Raw genomic sequence first — 19698 nt, 5'->3', positions numbered from 1 at the left:
CAAGGTCTGTTGGGCGGATGTTTGCTTTCCATGACCTGGCCAGAAGGCTTTAGAAAATGCTTAAGGGGGCTTGAAACTTAAAGCAGGCTGCAGCTTCCGAAGCTCTAGATGCTGACCGTTCAGTTGGAAGAGTTGTTCAACTGCTGAAGCTCAAGTTGTTTGGCAGCACTGGCTTCGAGGTTTGCACGCTCTTCATCCAGGTACCGATAAATACTTTGAAGGTTGGCGATTTTCTGTTTGACTTCTGCCATCTTTTTTTCAATTAGCTTGGCCCCGTCAGCACAATCGATCAGCTTATTCCGCTGCGCATCCAGAATCTCGCCTATTTCCCCCAGGGAAAACCCCATGCTTTGCGCGCGCTTGATAAAGTCCAGATCCTGCAGAGTTTGCGCTGTGTAATCGCGATAGTTGTTAGTTCGCCGCTGCGGTGAGATCAGGCCGATTTGCTCGTAGTAACGTAGCGTATGGCGGCTGGCACCGCTGCGGGCCTCGAGTTCGCCGATTTTCATGAAAACACCGCTTGACCATAGAGTTTGGTCGATAGTTTACGCTTGGTTCCTCAACTTGAACAAGGAACAGGGAAATGAGCGTGGAGTGCTTTGTCACGGGGGGTACCGGTTTCATCGGTCAACATTTAGTGGCGTACCTGAGTGCAAAAGGTCACACCATTAGGGTGTTGATGCGCCGCCCGGAGCGACTAGTTGAACTGCGGGAGAAAATCGACAAATTGGGCGGGTGTGCGACCCGGGTATTTGCCGTAGCTGGCGATCTGGAACGGGACGAACTAGGGCTGAGCCTTGCTGATCGAGAAGTGCTAAGGCACGCCAGCGTCGTATTCCACCTGGGCGCACACTTCGCTTGGGGGCTTTCAGTCGAGCAATCTCGTGCGGTGAACGTAGAAGGGGCAAAGCGCGTTGCGCTGCTGGCGGCTGAGCAAAAGAGCCGGTTAGTGATGATCGGCGGCTACATGCTGAAAAACCATGAACATCTGCAACGAATCGGAATTGATCCTCGTTATCCGGAGCGGACGAATTGGCCTGCCGTCTACCTGCATGTCGGTGGTTACGAGGCGAGCAAGCTGGAAGCGCATTTTGCGACCTTGGAAATCATGTCCGCCCTGGGTGGGGAGATTACCGTTGTCCACCCCTCGACGGTCTGTGGGCACAGCCGCACGGGGCATATCGTTGACGGTCAGCCGCTAGTGGAGCTGATACGCAACCTTGTGCAGGGAAAGCTGACTGCAGTGCCTGGTACGGCCAAGCATTGGCTGCCACTGGTCACCGTGGATTACCTGGTTGAACTGGTGGCGGTTTGTGCTTTTGATCCTGCCATGGTTGGTCAGGAACTACTGGCGCTTGATGACCAAACGCCCAATTTGCGAGAACTCTTGGCACAGTTGGCACAGCCTTTGGGCATAAAGTCTCCCAAACATCATATTTCACTCCGATTGCTGAAGTTACTACTGAGAATTCCTCCCGTCGCGCGGATGTTGAATACAAAGCCCGAAGCCTTGGATTTCATTCAGACCACTCGTTTTGATACGGCGGCGGTCGAGCAATTTGCCAACAGGTATGGAATAGCCAAGCCAGATATACGTCAGTCTTTGCAGCACACTGCAACGTTCGTCAACTCATATTGCATAGCCAAGGGCTAAGCCCTCTGACTTATCCTTTGGGGGACGACATAGTTCTCAGCCCCAATTAAATGGACCTTTCTAAGGTAAGTAATGCGGACTCATCAACTTGGAAGTGCAACCATCGTGCTTGAAGTCGGCCCTTGTCGAGTCATGTGGATACTATGCTGTGAGAGCAGGGTGCATCGTCGCCTCTAGCTTGAGGGGATGTTTAACTAACGCTCAAATGCCTTAATAAACACTTGGGTTGGTGGGATCATTCGTAATGACGGGCGCCGCACATGGCTGGGGCCTGGCAAGGACGGAGCGCCGAGCAGTTTCGAGGCCGAATAAATTGGGGTTAGCCTGACCGGTAAGAGCGCTCCCGTCCTTGCGTAAAACATTGCAGTCACGAACCATAAGCTCTGCTTCGTCTGGCGCTGACGATTTGGGCCAGCTGGCCTGAGCTCATGAAACGAAAAGGTAGTGACGATGCATAAAGCAATCTGGACGAAGCGTAATCGCGGATGGTTGATTTCCGTCGTTTGCCTCATCCTGGCAATCGCTTTTGTAGTTCTCTCGCGTCTTGACACTTATGGGCTGGATCGCAGAGTAAGTGAGCCTTTTAGATTCGAAGCCAATGGACTGCTCCTGGCGGGAACGCTCTGGCTTCCTGACCAAACTGCAACTTCGGCAGTCGTTCTGGTTCACGGGGATGGCCCGCAAGATCGCACATCGCAGCAGGGTTACGATCCACTCATCAACGCTCTTCTTGATGCAGGCATTGCGGTTGTATCGTGGGATAAACCGGGCATTGGGGATTCGCAGGGGAACTGGCTCAATCAGTCGATGGCTGACCGCTCTGTTAACGTGCGCAGCGCGATTTCTACCCTGCGCAACAAGTTACAAGGGATCCCTGTTGGTGCTCTTGGGTTTTCGCAAGCCGGTTGGGTACTACCCCGCCTTACGACGAATAGTGCGGACTTTCTTGTACTGGTTGGAGGCGCCGTATCCTGGCAACGGCAAGGAGACTATTACACCAGGACGCGGTTGCAGCGCTCAGGGATGCCTGAGCCTGACATTGAACGAGTGATGGCGGAGATGGCCGCAGATGACGAACGTTTGTTTGCCTCTTCACAAGTGCCGCCAGCAGCCCTTCCGGGCGGTATGAGCCCGGAGCGGTGGGCTTCTGTGCACAGAAGTCTTCATGAAGATGCAACCCATGATTTGAAAGAACTCGAGATTCCAGTGCTTGCGTTGTGGGGGGCGGACGATCTGAATGTAAATCCTGAAGTCAATGCAGATATTTACCGAAAGACTGTAGGGGGCAACCATCCCGCAAACCGGATTGAAGTCATACCGGATGCAAGTCATGGACTCCTGAGGGCGGCTCCCTACAACACGCAACTAACCAGCGAATGGCCCTGGCTAACCACGCTGAGATTCCTGATGGAAGGCCGTCATGCCTACGCCCCTGGTGCCCTTGAAACGATAACCGAGTGGGTTCATGCAAGAGCGGGCGTAACTGAGGCACGCTAAAAAGCGGATACGCTACTCATTTAGTGGGGGCCTGAAATGAGTAGCCTCGGTTTTCGTAGGTGTTCGGTGACCGCTATTGGCCGAATACTCCCTTGCTTGAACGACAGCCATCGGCCAGAAGCAGCCTCTCACCAAGGGCAAACATCAGCCATTTGCGGACAAAACATTGCTTTCCATCCCCTGAGCTAGTCGCTAAATTACTGACTCATGGAGCTTAGAGACGAGCAATGAAACTGAACCACAGGCCAGTGAAGGCTAGCGACGTAAGAAAGATCTGCGGCTTTCCTCAGAACGCTCAAGAGTTGTTTTTCATGTTTCCGAAGGCGCACTTCCCGTTAACGGAAACGCAGTTGAATATCGCAATCTCCCAACGCTTCGACTCTACCGTTGTGGAGATCAATGGGACTGTCGTTGGGTTTGCCAATTTCTATCGAGCTGAACGCAATGGCGTTTGCTGTATCGGCAATGTCATCGTCTCGCCGAGCGCTCGGGGCGAAGGAGTGGCTACGTTTATCGTAGAGACGATGACCGGCTTGGCATTCGAGCGTTATGGAGCCAACGAGGTGCAGATTTCCTGTTTTAACGAAAACACGGTAGGGCTGCTGCTCTACCCCAAGCTTGGGTTTGTCCCTTATTCCATTGAGGAGCGACCTTCTTTGGGAAACGGCCGATCGGCCCTCATACACATGACGCGCAGCAGAAGCTCGACAGATTGAATACACAGTCGATTACTACCTTGGATGACAGGCTGAAATCGACCCGAGGCAATCCTTCGTAGAGGGCAACTATCTACATTCCTGGGTATGACGATATCGCGTCGAACGGCATCAGATCCTTGCCGTCCGAGATGAGATAGGCGAGCGCCGCGGTCGGTCCACCCGAGTGAAGTGCTGAGGTGACATACCTGATCACCTCCATGTCGCCTGATTTAAAGGGTTAGGAAACTTTGATAACCACTTTGCCAAATGCGCCTCGGGCCAGGTGCTCGAAAGCCTTGTGGGCGTCTTCGAATGAATAGGTCTGATCGATCACGGGGCGGATCGCGTGTTCGTTCAGGAATTCGTTCATGCGATCAAACGACGATCGAGGCGCCACTGCGATGCCGCGGATAGTTGTCTGGCGGAAAATCAACGGCATCAGGCTCAGCGTTGTGGTCTGACCGGTCAGAAAGCCGATTTGCGCGATCTTGCCGGCGGCCTTGGTTGCCAGGATGGACTGATTCAAGCCTTCCCCACCGGCGACATCCAGTAGCAGGTCATAGAACCGTCGATTTGGTCGCAGAAGGTGTGGACTGTGCGCTGAGAATCGGCGAGTTACCAAGTTCGAGCCTGGTAGCCCGTCGCATCGGGATGGCTACCATGATCACCTGCGCGGCGCCCCAATACCTGAAAGAGCACGGCGAGCCCAAAACCTTAGAGGATCTAAGAGCACACCGCGGTGTGACCTTTCTCTCTGGCCAAAACCAGCGCCCACTGGCTTGGCAATTTATGGACGGGGCTCGCGAGCAATCCCACATCAGCCGCCAGGGCATCACAGTCAACGAGTCCAACGCCTATGTCGAGTGTGGCGTCGCTGGCTTCGGCATACTTCAGGCCCCTGGTATTACTCTGGACCGTTTTTTAACCGACGGAACATTGGTTGAGGTGCTGCGTGCCTATCGTCCGCATCCAAGGCCCGTGTCGGTCCTGTACCCCAGCCGCTCGCATCTGGCGCCGCAGGTCGAAGTTTTTGTTGATTGGGTTCGCGAACAATTCCCCAAACTTTATGGGCGCTGGCTAGAGAGTTAGCGCAAAGCGGAAGTGACCCGCTTCGGTCATTCAGAACTGGCTAATTGGCAAAAGTCAGACAATTGAACGCGTCTATGAAATCAGGGGGATTCACTGTGAACCCAAGCACTTAATAAGATACAAAGCTACAAAACCTGTAAAAAATCAGGTAAGGCTCCGTCTTCGCGAGCTATGCTTTCATTGCCTGATAAAACTAAGTAGTAATTGTATAAAATCGAGCTCTGCCTATTGATCCACTTAGTCAATACAAGGATCTATAAGGTGATAAAAAAGCGTAGGTTTTTTTGAAATAATACTCTACTTAAGAAGCTAAGAAGCTAAGAAGCTAAGAAGCTAAGAAGCTAAGAAGCTAAGGAGCACTGTATATGTCATTTCAGAACACGGACATGCCGACAAAACTTGAGACCCAACTGTCTGAGGATTGCGTCGACTTCTACGGCATAGCTTCAGCAACCGAAGCCGCAATCGACGACCGCTTGAGGACTTTAAGCATTGAGCCGTCGCTTGAGGACTTTTTGGGCGTAATGGATGGCCTTTGGACCCTACCCACAAATACAGGATGGTATTTGAGTGTATACAACTTTAGTGGAAGCCTTATAAACCTTAGCCAAGGGTCTTGGATTGCAACTGGGCGTGCAACTGCAAAGTCTTCTGCTAGCCGGGAGTTTGAGATGCCCTGGAGCATCGAGTATGACGCACCGAATGACACCATCGAATGGACCACTTGGGGGCAAACGCAGATTTTTAAACAGGTCTCCACAGCAGACTCACCGATAACCTGGCAGAATAATACTGACTCAAAGAAGTTTGTAGTGCTTGTTAGGAGAACCGTTCCATTTGGAACCGTTAATCTCGCAAAGTCTTCATTTCTACAACATAACGGCACATAGCCAACAGTCCCCAGGCGCTGGTATTCCAGAGATTCATGTAACCATGAGTAGTGGCAGCCCTGGGACCTCTTAGAAACACCTCCCATTCATGTGGCAGAGCTAGGGCCGAGGCCGGGGCGCCTCATTGGAAATCTCGCTAAGCACTTCTCGAATTCTTTGATGATACTGAGATCACCAAAACGAGTACCGAACCGCGCCGGCGGTCTGCTTTAGGCCGATTGCAACCAGTACACACAGGCAGCAATCGGCCAAAAGCAGCCCTTCGCGATAGGTAGTAATCGGCCGACTCTGATGAAAAAGTAGCTCCCTTGTCTAGCTTCCGAAAAAAAGCTTCATTGGTCGGCGAGGGATCACACACCTTGATGGGAGAGTTATCGATTGGGCAGGATCGGCTAGTTTTACTAGTTCAATCTTGGAAATCATATTCCAGCCAATTATTGCTAGGCATTCGCTCAAAGCGGTGGTTGTGCGAAGAGGCCTATTGAAAATTGGCGTATCGCTGGTTCTGCCGGTTATGCCTTGAAATGAAGTCCCCAATCACGCGACCTTTCTAAGAATAGACACGGTCGTTATCTGGCTGGGGAGCGTTGTCGCGCTACCTCGATGACAGGGACCGTGCCCATTGATAATAATTGGGCGGAGAACTGGATCCGAATTTGCGCTTTTCTCACCCGCTGCATCACCCCAAGCGCCTGCGTACAGTGGTCCAATTTCGACGCGGTTCGTTCTTTAAAGACTAATTACGACTCGATAGCCGGATAATGCCCGGCTATTTTAGAGTTCCCTAAACAGCTATATCACGAGCAACATGACCCTTTCGGTTGTTAAATAGCGCCGAAAGATAGCCATAAGCAAACATCCCCAGGATCATTAGTTGGAGCCATATCCCTGAACCTGGCTCGCCACTGGTTAGCACATGAAAATTAACGGTTGTTATAAGTGTAAAACCAGCGATTCCGATAAGAGCAAGCAGTGGGCAGACGGTGGTTTTGAAACTAAAAGTCTTACGCTTGATAAAAAAGTAAAGAACTGCGCCGCTAGTCAAACTCATAAGAAGAAGCATTGCATATGTACCAACTCCGCCAACTTGTGCGTACAGGACAGAGGGGTCGGCTTTGATGAAAATCGTGGTGGCAATTGCCCATCCAATAGTGCATGTTAAACTAGCTATGTAAGGTGACATGTGCTTGGGGTGGACTTGGCTGAATTTTCGGTGGATCGCACCGTTTTGACTTAATGTATAGATGTATCGGGCTAGCGCATTGTGCAGCGAAAGCAAACAGGCTATCGCAGAAAGTATTAGAACACCGCGCGTGATGTCGACGCTGGTTTTTCCCATGTAGGTGGACATTGCGTTCAGAAATAGACTTGATGCATCTTTAGACGCGGCAGTCATGACCTCTTCTGTCCCGTAGGCCGCAATCGTCATCCAAGCGCTAAAAGCGTAGAAAATGCCGATGAATAGTACTGCGGCATAGGTAACGAAGGGGATCGTTTTTTTGGCGTTATGCACTTCATCTCGGTAAACAGCTGTCGATTCGAAGCCAATAAAAATGATAATTGAAAACAGAAAAGCTGTAGTAAAACTCCCATCAAATAGGTGTGTGGGGGAAAGCGGTGCTAAAGAGATATTAGTTGCTCCTTGTGAGATAGGAACAATCAGATTAAACGCAAGCACCACTGCAATCTCCACGAGCATGACGATAGTTAGCACCTTTGCGGATAGGTCAATCCGGAGGTAGGATAATATACCGCTCGTTACAAAGGCGATTGCGCTTCCTATATACCAAGGCGTACCTGCAATGCCAAATATATCAGAGAGAAAACTCGAAAAAACGGGGCCAATTAGTGCGATGGTGCAAAACCCTAGCGTGAAGTAAGCAAATATGGCAACGAACGCCGTACCCTGCCCAATATTAACCCCCCATGCATGGGCCACATAAGCATAAAAAGCTCCAGGCTTATAAACATGTTCAGACATCGCTACAAAACCGATACTAAACATCAGCATTAAGGCTGTAGCAGCAAGAATGAGGGCGGGAGCGCCGACTCCGCCACCTTGGATTACAAATGGAATCAAACTGCTTACCGATGTTACCGGTGCGGCAAACGCCAAGACCGAACAAAGCAGCTCCCAACTCGACATCTTTCCTTTTAGCCGCTTAGTTTCAGGTGCGTGTTGCTCATGCTCTGTCACTGCATTTATGGATAGCATGGTCCCATCTGAAGTTGTCATCATCATCACCATCGATTGTGCACGAAAACTGGCAGCGTGGGCATGTGGATTAAACCGCTTTAGAGGAATAGTTGTATAAGCGAACCATCATGCCATCAGATGACTATCTGCGCTTTTACTCCGCGCCACATCAACCTTTGGGATGAGATGGCTTGCAAGATGAGTCGTCCCGCTAGCGCTGCAAGGCTTCATTGCGCACCGCTTAACAGTGCAACTGCCTTAGCTCTACTTGTAACTTGAAGTTTTTGGAATATATGCAGTATATGTGTCTTTGCCGTCGGCAACTCCATGTCAAGCTGGGAAGCTATAGTTTTATTCGGCTCGCCCGCAAGCATCAACTCTGCTACCGCTCTCTCTTTAGGTGTGAGCTTGTATCGTAACTCCAGATCACTATTTAAGTTTAAGAGGCGAACTGCTGGCAGAATGGAAAATGTATACTGTAGATAATTGCAAGTCTCTCTGATGTAGGGGGAGTTCAATTTCCGCCCATTTTCTTGTTGAAGTAATGCGGCGGAAGCAACAACGGTTCCACCGGCCCGAAAAATCAAATCCATTTCCTCATGGATATTATATTTATGAAGAAATGGTTGATATTCTTCAAGAAGATATTGGTCGTGGGCCTTTTTGGCATCGGAAAGAGTTTCAAAACTGCTGGAGCTCCGAATTAATAATTCAGCACGTAAAGGATCTGCGTTGTGATAGCGATCATAATACTCGGTGATCATGCGTTCATCAGCACCAGCTTGTACATGGGGGGGCTTGGTTTTGTGAGTCTCATACCAGGTAAAGACGACGGCGGTGCAACCACTCGTGTTTTTCAGGAAAGAGACAGTGTTCTGAGCAAAATCACGACACCTTGTACCTAGCTCTACGTTCTGCATTCTAATTTCTCAATATGTTGCACTGTTTTAGGGCGCGACGCTAGCGCTTGCTTTATTGTGGAGCTTAAATGCTCTTTTATTAATTAAAGCTTCTAGCTTACATAGGGCGAAGCACAACCCGTGCCACCCCGCGAGTATCAATATTGCGCCCTCATACTTTAGGTTGATGCGTCACGTCATCTATTCGCATAGGCTTATGTAACTCATGTAATGATTCAAATGTGCGCCAACTTAGAATATCGGAGAAGTTATGACTCTTATCCACCTCCCTGCAAACTGTTCCATTGACGAGGTTGTAAGCTGTTTAGATTCGGATGGGTATTGCATCATCGATAATGCCGTAAGCGATGATGTCGTAGATGCTGTTAATGATCAAATCCAGCCGTATTTAGACCGCACGCCAGAGGGGGAGAATAATGCTTTAGGCAAGCTCACGCGTCGCTGTGGTGCCGTTCCAGGAAGATCGACAGCATCTCACGCGATGGTCATGCACCCCATCGTACTCGGCGCAACTAGGAAGTTTTTGTGCAGAAACTCTTCCAACATCCAACTCAATCTTACACAGGTTATTTGCATAGATCCTGGACAGAAAGCGCAGTTTTTGCACCGAGATGAGGGCGCGTGGGACTGGTATGATCATTTCCCAGTGAATTTCCATATTGAAGTAAGTACAATTTGGGCAATGGACGATTTCACCGAAGAGAATGGCGCCACTCGGGTTATACCTGGTAGCCATAAGCATAGCTTGCTTCCACTTAGCTTTACACAAGCTGACTCGCTTGCTGCCGAGATGAAGAAAGGCTCTGTATTGATTTATACCGGCAAAACTATTCACGGGGGCGGAGAAAACAAATCCAAGGGAAGTCGCCGGGCGTTGAATATTGATTATTGCGTCGGCTGGGTTCGTCAAGAGGAGAACCAATACCTTTCAATTCCAATAGAGGTTGCTAAGACCTTTCCCGATGAGCTTCAGCGGTTAATTGGCTACGAAATGGGGGCTGCAAGTATGGGCTACGTCAGGGAGTTTGAAGATCCACGTGTGGCGCTTTATCCAGAAGAACCATTTGATCAGAAATTTTTTATTGAGCTTCTGGAGAAAAGCTCACGGTTTTCGAATATTGCGAAAAGCGTATATAATTACGTTAAAAAATAATCAGTCGTTAGTAGTCGTTACGCTATCCAACCGCACCGGCTGAACTCGGTTGCCAAGGCACTTGGTCAAGCCGCTTTTATTAGCGGCTTACTGTTATCCAGTAATTATTTAGACCTGCGCTCCCATGGCCTATCGTCGGCTGATTCCATTTCTAGCCAGCATCCGTTCAGGCGCTGTTAACTGCGGATGCGCCAGCGGCGCTTAAGCCCGTCCCTCAGAACATGACATAAATCTCAACCTGACTTTCCGCCCTCCGCGTGAGGTTGAATGGGATATCTTGTTGAGGCGTCAATCCGCTCAACCATTCAGGGAAGTCAATGCTGAGCTCACTCGTATCAAATGGTCAGCAACCTGCGTCCTGCCGATCAGAACTGGCGGTGCCGTGGTGGAGCTTTACCAAGACCCTCCTGGCCGCTACCGCTCTGTCTTTGGTGCGTGATGGACGGCTCGGACTGGACGCCCCGGTTCGTGATCAACCGTTCACATTACGCCAACTGCTTCGACATGAGGCAGGGCTCGCCGACTATGGTGAGCTTGCGGATTATCACGCCGCTGTCGCTAACGATGAGGCTCCATGGTCAGTAGACGAAATGATGCAGCGCCTTGAGGGTGCCCGGCTTCGATATAGCCCCGGAACCGGATGGCGTTACTCCAATGTGGGTTACCTGCTTGTAGGCAGACTTATTGAGCAGGTGACCGATCTGTCGCTTGAAGAGGCAGTGGCTCGATACGCACTGATGCCTACGGGGCTTTCCAATGTTTATTTCGCTAAAACGCGAGCAGATTTACGAGACTCCTGCCTTGGAAATCAATCAAATTACGACCCTGGCTGGGTCTATCACGGCTTGCTGATCGGCCCCATTTCGCAAGCAGCGCTATTCCTCGACCGACTTCTCGCGGGGCATCTCCTCCCTGCGGGCTTGCTCCAGGAAATGCAGGAAGCAAAAACTTTGGGCAGCCCGATTCCAGGACGCCCATGGATTACACCGGGGTATGGTCTGGGTTTGATGCTGGGTCCGATTGAAGGGGGCTTTACCCTCTGCGGACACACAGGTTGCGGGCCTGGTGGCGTCATTGCCGTTTACCGTATCTGCGACGGCGACGCATCGGCGTGTTGTGCTGTTTTTGACGAAGGTAGCAGTGAAGGATCCGTCGAAACCCTCGTTGTCGATAAGCTGTTACAGGCTTTGGGGTAGTGGGGTGGTGTCACGCCAACGTCAATTCACTGTCCTTGATATTCGCAATCGGCCCAAGGATCGAGGGGTCGAATTCGTCCAGGGCAGTATGGGTTGCCAGGCGGTGGGGAAGATCGGGGTTGGCCAGGGCGGCCTTGCCCAGCGCGATCATATCGGCGCCGTCTCGTAACACCTGCTCGGCGCGTTGCGGAACATCCAGGCCACCATTGGCGATGATCGTCACCTGTGGCGCATACCGGCGAGCCAACTCAACCAGGCTTGCATTTCCCTCTGCGAACGCCGGTTTCCAGGCCTCAAATTCCGTCACATGGATGAAGTCTATGCCAGCGTCCTTGAGCGAGCCAAAAATGACCTCGGCGGCTGCTTCGCCTTCAGGCCATTTATGTTCGTAGTCATTCACTTTGCTCTGTGAAATACGTACCCCGATGGGGGCAAGCGTGCCGATGGCCGCTCTGACTGCCTTGATGACTTCCAGTGTCAGAGCAATCCGGCCAGCGACGTTACCGCCCCAGCGGTCGTCTCTCTGATTGGTGTAGCCGGTCAGGAATTGATCCAGTAGATAGCCGTTCGCCCCATGGATTTCAACACCGTCGAAGCCCGCGGCACGGGTTGCCAGCACCGCCGCTTGTGCGAATCCCGCGATGGCATCGGCGATATCCTCATCACTCATCGCTTGGGGTAGCGGATACTGTCCCTCACCGTAATAGAACTTCATCTGCTTTCCTTTCGGTCGAACGGGCGAGGGTGCAGCGGTGGCCGTTTTAAAGCGGTTGCCCTGATTCAGCGCTCCAGCGTGCATGAGTTGTGCGAATACCGCGCCATGCCGGGCATGAACACGATCGGTCACACCACGCCAGGCCTGAGCCTGTTCAACATCGCTGATCCCCGGTTGGAAGGGGTAACCCTGAGCATACTTCTGATCGGTGTACAGCCCTTCGGTAATGACCAGACCAAAGCGGCCTTTTGCGAATCGCTCGTAGTAACGCGCCATCTCAGCGGTCGCCAGGCCCGCCTCGGTAGCACTGACACGGGTCATGGGTGCTACGGCAAGGCGATTCCTCAATCTGAGGCGGCCAATATCATACTGAGTTAAAATCCGCTGATCGTAGTCATTCATGCAGTCAGTCCTCATTCATCCAAGATGCTTTTAAATAGCGATGTAGAGGACGATAAACCTGGCTTGAAACGCTGAGAAGCCAGCAAAAACGATAAGCCGCTTTATCAAAAATGGATGTAATGATGCAAATTCCAGATGTGGAAGTGTTCAGCGCCATTGCCGAAAGCGGCAGTCTTTCGGCAGCCGCTCGACGACTCGGCCTGGCGCCCATGACAGTGTCTCGCAGGCTGGCATCGCTTGAAGGTGAACTAGGCGTTCGACTGTTTCATCGAACAACGCGCTCCGTCTCACTGACGGCCGAAGGCGAAACATTTCTCCCCTTTGCAACGACGCTGTTGGAAGCCAGTGAGGGGGCGAGGGTCAGTTTGAAATCCAATGCCGGAGCTGCCAGCGGTGTCTTGAAGGTAACTGCTCCCACCGTGTTCGGGCAGGCAGTGATCATGCCGCTGATTCCCGCTCTCCTGGCAGAACACCCGGCGCTGCGGGTTGATCTGACACTATCAGACAGCATTGTGGACATTGTCGGTCTCGGGATCGATGTCGCGGTGCGCATCTCGACCCTGCGAGACTCGACTTTAATCGCGCTTCCCCTCGCACCGAACCCTAGAGTGCTGTGCGCCAGTCCGTTGTACCTGGAGCGCCACGGCATACCCGCTACGATGGACGCACTGTTGAGCCACCGCCGCATAGCGTTGCATGGGATGCCTTTCTGGCCGTTCATGCGTGACGGTGAAGCGGTTTCCATGCGGGCGGAGGGCGTTTTTTCGGCCAACAGTGTCGAGGCGGTGCGCACGGCGAGCAGGCAAGGCTTGGGGATTGCGATGCTCACGTACTGGGACATCCGTGATGATCTGGCTGCTGGAAGCCTTTGCGTGGTTGAATTGGAGGATGTTGACCCGGAACAACTGTTCATCACCGCACTATTGCCCACTCGTCAGCACGTGCCCCATAGAGTAGGAGTGTTCCTTCAGCGCCTGGAGGCGGTGCTCAATCCCCGCGACTAATGTTCCGCGAATGCGTCGCCCGCAGCCTGATACCCACTCGCAGAGAGCGATAACAATCAGCGTTGATGGAGGCAGTAGAGGTGCACGTTCAGCCAGCGCACTGCGAATAAATCCGCTCCTGCAACAGCGCGAGTGACCGCCGACAAAGCAGAACAGCTATCTTGGACTAGTTTTATCTGGATCACTGAAGCCTCCGACCCCAATTCAACCAGGCCAAAGTTCGTAATGCTCAAAAAAATCGATTTGACGATCACCCACGATTACCTCAATCCATTTTCCTCGCCGGACGCCCCCAAACTAAGCCCGGAGCTGGTGGACTACCTGTTGGAGAGTGCCTGGTACTACCCCAAGCTGTGCCTGCAGATAAACTGCCCCGAAAATGAGCGAGAACGCCTGCAGCAAGCCATCAGCAATACCTTTGCAGAAAAGAGCGAGCAAGTCAGAGGGGATATTCTCATCCTGCGGCTGGAAGCGCTGACACTCCTGGGCATGGCACTGGTGGTGGGGCTGATAGGCAATGCGCTAGGCATTGAAAGCACCATTCCGGTGGCAGTATTTACCGTTACGGTGTGGATGCTGCTCTGGCGCAGCGCAGAGATATTTTTTCTGGATATCCGCAGCGCTTATCGGGAGTTGCGTAAGTACCGGCGCATAGCCAGCGCAACAAAGCAGTATTGATTGAAAGTGTTGAGTCGCCGCTGATTTAACAAGTGCCCTCGAAGACCCGCTCTTGGCAGACAGAAACGATACCATCAAGCAGTCCACGAAAATGGGAGTGACTTTTTATGGTCGCTTACGGCCTCTAGCAAAGGGCTGCTATCGACCGACTCTGTTGAAAAATCAGGGTCGCCCAAACAGCCTGGTCATTGACTGGTTACAACGTCTTTTTTGCACACCGCTACCCAACTTTGCGCAACGCATTGGCAACCAGCGTAAATGCGGGTGAGGGTTGTCGACGACTGGGGTAATACAGATAGTATCCGGGAAACGGTGGGCACCAATCTTCCAGCACCCGCATCAGCCTGCCTTCCCGAAGGTGCGGTTCAAACTCTTCTTCAGGGAGGTAAGCAATCCCCAGCCCGGCCAGTGTCGCATCCACGATATGGCTCGAGGTGTTGAAAATCAGTTGGCCGTCCACTCGAACGTTCACCTGGTTATCCTGCTGCTCAAAGTCCCACACATAAAGCCCGCCTGAGGTCTGCATGCGTTGATTGATACAGCTATGGCTCATCAAGTCGCGCGGGTTTTCGGGAACTCCACGGGCGGCAAAGTACGCTGGCAAGGCCACCACGGCCATCCGCAATGGCGGACCTATCGGCACTGCAATCATGTCTTTGTCGATGGTGTCACCCAGGCGCACGCCTGCATCAAAACGATCCGCCACGATGTTCCTGAATCCGTAATTGACGTCGAACTCAACGTTGATGTCCGGGTATTCGTGCAGCAGCGCAGTGAGTTTGGGCAGCAACGTTGTGCGCAGCACATGATCGCCGCAGGTAATGCGCACGGTACCCGCAGGCTTGTCGCGCATTTGCGTCAGAATATCCAGTTCTGCCTCGATTTCATCGAAGCGATTACCGATCGCTTGCAATAGCCGCTCGCCCGCGACGGTCGGCGAGACGCTGCGGGTGGTGCGCGTCAGCAACCTGATTTGCAGGCGTGCTTCCAGGCCGCTGATGGCCTGACTCAACGCAGACTGGGTAACACCCAGCACCCCGGCGGCGCGGGTGAAGCTGCCTTCGCGCGCCACTGTCACGAAAGACAGCAGATCGTTGAGGTTTCTTTTAACCATGGGGCGAAGCGCCTTTTGCAGCAATTGATTAGCTGCACTTATATCCCTGTTAAGTATTAATTAGCTAGTCCTGTGAGTGTTCGTTCGTCACCATTGCCGACATGAATACGAATGACGGTGAGGCACTGATGAACACGGTTTCAACCAGCAGCGAGGCGCCGGCTTACTGGGGCGGTGTCTTTGCAATGACGCTGTGTGTGTTTGCCCTGATTGCTTCTGAGTTCATGCCTGTCAGCCTGCTGACGCCGATCGCCAGTGACCTTCAGGTTACGCAGGGGATGGCCGGGCAGGGCATTGCGATTTCAGGGGCATTTGCCGTACTGACCAGCCTGTCGATCTCGTGGGTTGCCAGAACCCTCGATCGCAAGACTCTGCTGTTGGCACTGGCCGGGCTGATGGCTGTCTCGGGTGTGATCGTCGGGCTGGCCCCTGACTATCTGACCTACATGGTCGGCCGTGCGCTCATCGGTGTGGTCATCGGCGGCTTCTGGTCGATGTCTGCGGCGACGGCCATGCGCCTGGTACCCGCCCCGCAGGTGCCGAAAGCACTGGCCATCTTCAACGGCGGCAACGCGCTGGCTACCGTCATTGCCGCACCGCTGGGCAGCTACCTGGGCTCGATGATTGGCTGGCGCGGCGCTTTTTTCTGTGTGGTGCCCGTCGCGGCGGTTGCTTTCATCTGGATGTACATCAGCCTGCCGCCCATGAGGGTGGAATCACGCATTCCAGGCTCCGGGAACGTGTTCAAACTGTTCAAGAGTCGAACCGTGGCGCTGGGTATGGCCGGATGCGGAGCCTTTTTCATGGGGCAGTTTGCGCTGTTCACCTATCTGCGGCCTTTCCTTGAAACGGTCACACGGGTCGATGTATCCACGTTGTCGCTGATCTTGCTGGTGATCGGTGCCGCAGGCTTCATCGGCACGCTGATCATCGGCCGGTTTCTAAAGCGCAGCCTTCTGCGGACATTGATAGCAATTCCAGTCTTGATGGCGTTGTTCGCCCTGGCACTGATCCCTTTTGGCCGCTCGACCATTGTGGTTGCTGTGCTGTTGGGTTTATGGGGGCTGTTGGCGACTGCGGCCCCGGTGGGCTGGTGGAGCTGGATTGCTCAAGCCTTGCCAGGTAATGCCGAGGCTGGCGGCGGCCTGATGGTGGCCGTGATTCAACTGGCCATTGCGCTGGGCTCTACCGTTGGCGGGTTGCTGTTCGACAGTCGCGGCTATCAGACCACTTTTGTCGCCAGCGCAGCCGTGCTGCTGCTGGGCGCAGCGGTGACCCTGCAGGCGTCACGCTCGACATCTTCTGCGTCGCACCTGGCACAGGTGCCAAGTCGGTAAACCGTGCAAATCACGTTCTTTCAACACTGATGACTGCGCATAGAGGGAGATCCAATGAAAAAGCTCATTGTTTTAATCACGTTACTGGTCAGTTCACTCTCAGCGACAGGAGCCGATATGTCCAACGGCGCGGATAACTTCTACACCAGCGATAAAGTGACCGTGCAAAAGGTCAGTTTTAAAAATCAGTATCAAATGAATGTGTCGGGCAATCTGTTTATCCCCAAAAACCGCGACGATACAACCAGGAGCCCAGCGATTGTTGTTGGCCATCCGATGGGGGCGGTCAAGGAGCAAAGCGCTAACCTGTATGCCACGAAAATGGCCGAAAAAGGCTTCGTGACGTTGTCCCTGGATCTTTCATTCTGGGGTGAAAGCGAAGGGCTGCCGCGTAATGCAGTCTCGCCGGATATTTATGCCGAGGACTTCAGCGCGGCAGTGGATTTTCTTGGCACACGCCCTTTTATCGACAAGGAGCGTATTGGTGCACTCGGCATCTGTGGCAGCGCCAGCTTCGTCATCAGCGCGGCCAAGATCGACCCGCGCATGAAAGCCATCGCAACGGTCAGCATGTATGACATGGGCGCCGCCAATCGCAATGGCTTGAAGCATGGGCAGACGCTTGAGCAGCGCAAAGAGACTATCGCTCAAGCCGCTCAGCAGCGTTACGTAGAGTTCACGGGCGGTGAAACCCTTTATACCAGCGGCACGGTGCACCAACTGGATGAAAATACTCACCCGATCCAGCGTGAGTTCTATGATTTCTATCGCACACCCCGCGGCGAATACACACCCGCCAGCTCGACCAAAGAGCTGACCACGCACCCGACGCTTACCAGCAATATCAAATTCATGAACTTCTATCCGTTCAACGACATCGAGACGATTTCACCTCGTCCGATGCTGTTTATTGCTGGAGCGGATGCGCACTCGAGAGAGTTCAGCGAAGAAGCTTACAAGCTCGCGGGTCAGCCCAAGGAGCTGGTCATTATTCCTGGAGCGGGTCATGTTGACCTTTATGACCGCGTCGACCTCATTCCTTTCGACACCCTGGCGAGCTTTTTTCAACGTCATCTGTAGCCGCTGAGGAGCGCAGCGAAGCAGTCGTAAAGTCAGCTTGCGCGGTTAATCAGGGATACCGCGTGTGTCGGTTTTACGACCGCTTCGCGCTCGATCGCAGCCTTCGTTCCTCGTCAGCGACTACACGCGGGATAGGTGACGAGTCTGTAGTCGCTGACGAGCCGTGCGAGGCTGCGATCGGCTGCGAAGCAGTCGTAAAGTCAGCTTGCGCGGTTGATCAGGGATACCGCGTGTACCGGTTTGGCGACCGCTTTGCGCTCGTTCGATCAGTCTTCGCAAAACCTGATCCGGTTACCGAACGGGTCATGGACTTCCAGTACCTTGCCCCAGCCCTGCTGGACAATTTCGGGACGGCCGTACCCGTATTGCCTGGACAGTAATTCATCGCGAAGCAGCTCGATATTATGCATGGGCACAAATACCGTGGTCCCGGGGCTCGCATCACCGTGATGTTCAGAAAGGTGGATGCGCAAGCCGTTGCGGATGATCCCCAGATAGAGAGGCAGGCCAGCCTCGAAGCGGTGCTCGAACTCGACGTGAAAGCCCAGGAAACCAAGGTAAAACTCACGTGCCTTGGCTTCGTCGAACATGCGCAACAGGGGGATGGGGCTTTCGAACGTTATCGCTGGCGAGGCAGTTTGCGGGTGCAGCAGCGCTGACGCTGTGTTCCAGTTCTGATAGCCCAGTTGCTGGGCTATCAACTCCAGCGCGGTCGAGTGGGTGATCTCTTGCCCGCGGGTTTTCAGCACTGCACGCAGTCGTTTGGCCATCTGCTTGGCGTGTTCAATGGAAATCATCGTTCCTCCTGGAGTCGAGTCAGTCAGGTGCTCGCGTTGCCAAACCTCGACTGCAAGAAAATCGACAGGGTTCGGGTTTTTCAAAAATACTTTCACCAGTCCCTTGGGGTGCGAGCGGCAGGCAGTATCAGCCGGCGCCCAGCATACCCAGTTTGATGAGCCCTAAACAGATCAAGCCCCGTGGCTTTCAAACCAGCCGTGGTCACGGTACCACGCCACGGTGTCCATGATTGTCAGGTCCGGTGACCGGAAACTCAGGCCCAGTTCTTGTTCACTCTTGTGGTGATTGAAATGGGTGCGATGTTCTTCTCGTATCAACAGGCGCAGGGTGGCCATGCTCAACTGAACGGGTTTTCCGGTCAGGCGCCCATAGATCTCCTGCACCGCCGCCAGGGCATACAGAACAGGCGTCGGCACTTGACGCGCAGGTGTCTTGACCCCCGCGATGCGTCCCAGAGCCGGTACCAGCTGACGCATCGTCATGTGCCGACCCGCCGCCAGATAGCGCTCACCTCGTCGTCCATACCTGGCGGCAGCAATCAGGGCGGCTGCCACATCACGGGCATCGACAACGGAGAAACTGCCGGGGATCAGCCCGGGCATCTTGCCGTTGACCACATCATTGACCAGTTGCCCCGAGGACGTGGGGCCCATGTCGGCAGGCCCCCACATCCAGCCGGGCAACACCATGCAGGCATGCATCTGTGGATGGGTTTCCAGGAACGACAACACCACCCGGTCGCTGAGGATTTTGCTGCGGTAATAGTCATCGGCATCCGCCTCGGCCCGCAGGCATGTCTCATCGATGGAGGTGCCCGGTGCGCCATTAAGCACGGCAATGGAAGAGGTGTGGATGAATCGCCGGATTCCGGCACGGTAGGCCTCTTGAAGCAGATCCCGCGTACCGGTGACATTGATCTTTTCGAGCGCCTTCCAGTGGCTGCCGCCCTTGTAGTTGTCGCGAAAAAAAGCCGCCGTGTGAAACACCGTATCGCAGCCTTGCAGTGATGCGGCGAATGCGTCGACCCGGGCCATGTCGCCGATGACCAGTTGCACATTGGCCAGGCCTTTGAACTGCTGTTCACCTTTGGCCATCGAGCGCACCAGTGCTTTGACGGTATAGCCGCGAGCGAGCAGCTCTCGCACCAGGTTGTTGCCCAGCAAGCCGGTTGCGCCGGTCACGAATACGTTGCGCGGGGCGTGTTGTGCAGAGTCCTTTGGCGCGCTAGTCATACATTCCAGTCCAGTGGTTTCGAAGGGCTGTAGATATACCGTCC

General features: G+C 53.4%; 17 protein-coding genes and 2 pseudogenes. 11 read left to right on the top strand and 8 right to left on the bottom strand.

From position 1 onward, the window contains the following. Window positions 1–119: 119 nt before the first annotated feature. Window positions 120–509 (bottom strand): MerR family transcriptional regulator, encoded by a 390-nt coding sequence (locus VSQ83_RS12990; protein WP_219261784.1) that lies wholly within the window; start codon window positions 507–509, stop codon window positions 120–122. Between the two features lie 74 nt (window positions 510–583). Between VSQ83_RS12990 and VSQ83_RS12985 the strand changes: the two genes are divergently transcribed. The 3 genes from VSQ83_RS12985 to VSQ83_RS12975 all read left to right on the top strand — a co-directional run bounded on the left by VSQ83_RS12985 (window position 584) and on the right by VSQ83_RS12975 (window position 3867). Continuing rightward, window positions 584–1654, top strand: coding sequence for an SDR family oxidoreductase (locus VSQ83_RS12985; protein WP_219261785.1), 1071 nt, complete (start codon window positions 584–586; stop codon window positions 1652–1654). A 450-nt stretch (window positions 1655–2104) separates the two neighbouring features. Next, on the top strand, window positions 2105–3151 hold the full coding sequence (locus VSQ83_RS12980) for an alpha/beta hydrolase family protein (protein ID WP_326426959.1): 1047 nt from the start codon (window positions 2105–2107) through the stop codon (window positions 3149–3151). A gap of 227 nt (window positions 3152–3378) precedes the next feature. Further along, on the top strand, window positions 3379–3867 hold the full coding sequence (locus tag VSQ83_RS12975; protein ID WP_326426958.1) for a GNAT family N-acetyltransferase: 489 nt from the start codon (window positions 3379–3381) through the stop codon (window positions 3865–3867). 220 nt (window positions 3868–4087) lie between these two features. Here VSQ83_RS12975 and VSQ83_RS12970 read toward each other — a convergent pair. After that, a pseudogene (locus tag VSQ83_RS12970) lies at window positions 4088–4408 on the bottom strand (zinc-binding dehydrogenase); the annotation flags it as partial. Between the two features lie 2 nt (window positions 4409–4410). Here VSQ83_RS12970 and VSQ83_RS12965 point away from each other — a divergent pair. Both VSQ83_RS12965 and VSQ83_RS12960 read left to right on the top strand, forming a co-directional pair. Further along, window positions 4411–4938 (top strand): annotated as a pseudogene (locus VSQ83_RS12965) (LysR substrate-binding domain-containing protein); the annotation flags it as partial. A 365-nt stretch (window positions 4939–5303) separates the two neighbouring features. After that, entirely contained in the window at window positions 5304–5828 is a 525-nt protein-coding gene (locus VSQ83_RS12960; protein ID WP_326426957.1) for a hypothetical protein, read from the top strand. Window positions 5829–6612: 784 nt separating this feature from the next. On the opposite strand, the gene VSQ83_RS12955 is transcribed toward VSQ83_RS12960, so the two are convergent. Then, window positions 6613–8064: an APC family permease gene (locus VSQ83_RS12955; protein WP_326426956.1), complete on the bottom strand. Its 1452-nt coding sequence runs from the start codon at window positions 8062–8064 to the stop codon at window positions 6613–6615. Window positions 8065–8252: 188 nt separating this feature from the next. Then, on the bottom strand, window positions 8253–8945 hold the full coding sequence (locus tag VSQ83_RS12950) for a response regulator transcription factor (protein ID WP_326426955.1): 693 nt from the start codon (window positions 8943–8945) through the stop codon (window positions 8253–8255). 250 nt (window positions 8946–9195) lie between these two features. Here VSQ83_RS12950 and VSQ83_RS12945 point away from each other — a divergent pair, with 250 nt between their 5' ends. Beyond that, a complete protein-coding gene (locus tag VSQ83_RS12945; protein WP_219261793.1) occupies window positions 9196–10098 on the top strand; it encodes a phytanoyl-CoA dioxygenase family protein in 903 nt (300 codons plus the stop codon). Window positions 10099–10415: 317 nt separating this feature from the next. Then, window positions 10416–11294, top strand: a complete 879-nt coding sequence (locus VSQ83_RS12940) for a serine hydrolase domain-containing protein (protein ID WP_326397846.1) — start codon at window positions 10416–10418, stop codon at window positions 11292–11294. 10 nt (window positions 11295–11304) lie between these two features. Here VSQ83_RS12940 and VSQ83_RS12935 read toward each other — a convergent pair whose 3' ends face one another. Next, window positions 11305–12411: an oxidoreductase gene (locus VSQ83_RS12935; protein WP_219261795.1), complete on the bottom strand. Its 1107-nt coding sequence runs from the start codon at window positions 12409–12411 to the stop codon at window positions 11305–11307. A gap of 122 nt (window positions 12412–12533) precedes the next feature. On the opposite strand from VSQ83_RS12935, the gene VSQ83_RS12930 reads away from it, so the two are divergent. Beyond that, the gene (locus tag VSQ83_RS12930) at window positions 12534–13415 is read left to right on the top strand and encodes a LysR family transcriptional regulator (protein ID WP_326426954.1); all 882 of its coding nucleotides are present in this window, start codon (window positions 12534–12536) and stop codon (window positions 13413–13415) included. Between the two features lie 225 nt (window positions 13416–13640). Next, window positions 13641–14093 (top strand): hypothetical protein, encoded by a 453-nt coding sequence (locus VSQ83_RS12925; RefSeq protein ID WP_219261940.1) that lies wholly within the window; start codon window positions 13641–13643, stop codon window positions 14091–14093. 220 nt (window positions 14094–14313) lie between these two features. On the opposite strand, the gene VSQ83_RS12920 is transcribed toward VSQ83_RS12925, so the two are convergent. Next, on the bottom strand, window positions 14314–15207 hold the full coding sequence (locus tag VSQ83_RS12920; RefSeq protein WP_326426953.1) for a LysR family transcriptional regulator: 894 nt from the start codon (window positions 15205–15207) through the stop codon (window positions 14314–14316). A 128-nt stretch (window positions 15208–15335) separates the two neighbouring features. On the opposite strand from VSQ83_RS12920, the gene VSQ83_RS12915 reads away from it, so the two are divergent. Further along, on the top strand, window positions 15336–16544 hold the full coding sequence (locus tag VSQ83_RS12915) for an MFS transporter (RefSeq protein WP_326426952.1): 1209 nt from the start codon (window positions 15336–15338) through the stop codon (window positions 16542–16544). A gap of 54 nt (window positions 16545–16598) precedes the next feature. Then, window positions 16599–17624 carry an alpha/beta hydrolase gene (locus VSQ83_RS12910; RefSeq protein ID WP_326426951.1) on the top strand — a complete coding sequence of 342 codons (1026 nt, stop codon included), beginning with the start codon at window positions 16599–16601 and terminating at the stop codon, window positions 17622–17624. A gap of 266 nt (window positions 17625–17890) precedes the next feature. On the opposite strand, the gene VSQ83_RS12905 is transcribed toward VSQ83_RS12910, so the two are convergent. Beyond that, window positions 17891–18421 (bottom strand): glyoxalase superfamily protein, encoded by a 531-nt coding sequence (locus VSQ83_RS12905; RefSeq protein ID WP_326426950.1) that lies wholly within the window; start codon window positions 18419–18421, stop codon window positions 17891–17893. A 171-nt stretch (window positions 18422–18592) separates the two neighbouring features. Further along, window positions 18593–19654 carry an SDR family oxidoreductase gene (locus tag VSQ83_RS12900; protein ID WP_219261801.1) on the bottom strand — a complete coding sequence of 354 codons (1062 nt, stop codon included), beginning with the start codon at window positions 19652–19654 and terminating at the stop codon, window positions 18593–18595. Window positions 19655–19698: the final 44 nt, after the last annotated feature.

It is taken from the genome of Pseudomonas sp. DSV-1 (assembly GCF_035830915.1).
Taxonomy (GTDB): Bacteria; Pseudomonadota; Gammaproteobacteria; order Pseudomonadales; family Pseudomonadaceae; genus Aquipseudomonas.
The sequence above is the reverse complement of the archived record's forward strand: the minus strand, read 5'-3'. Positions and strand labels throughout refer to the sequence as shown.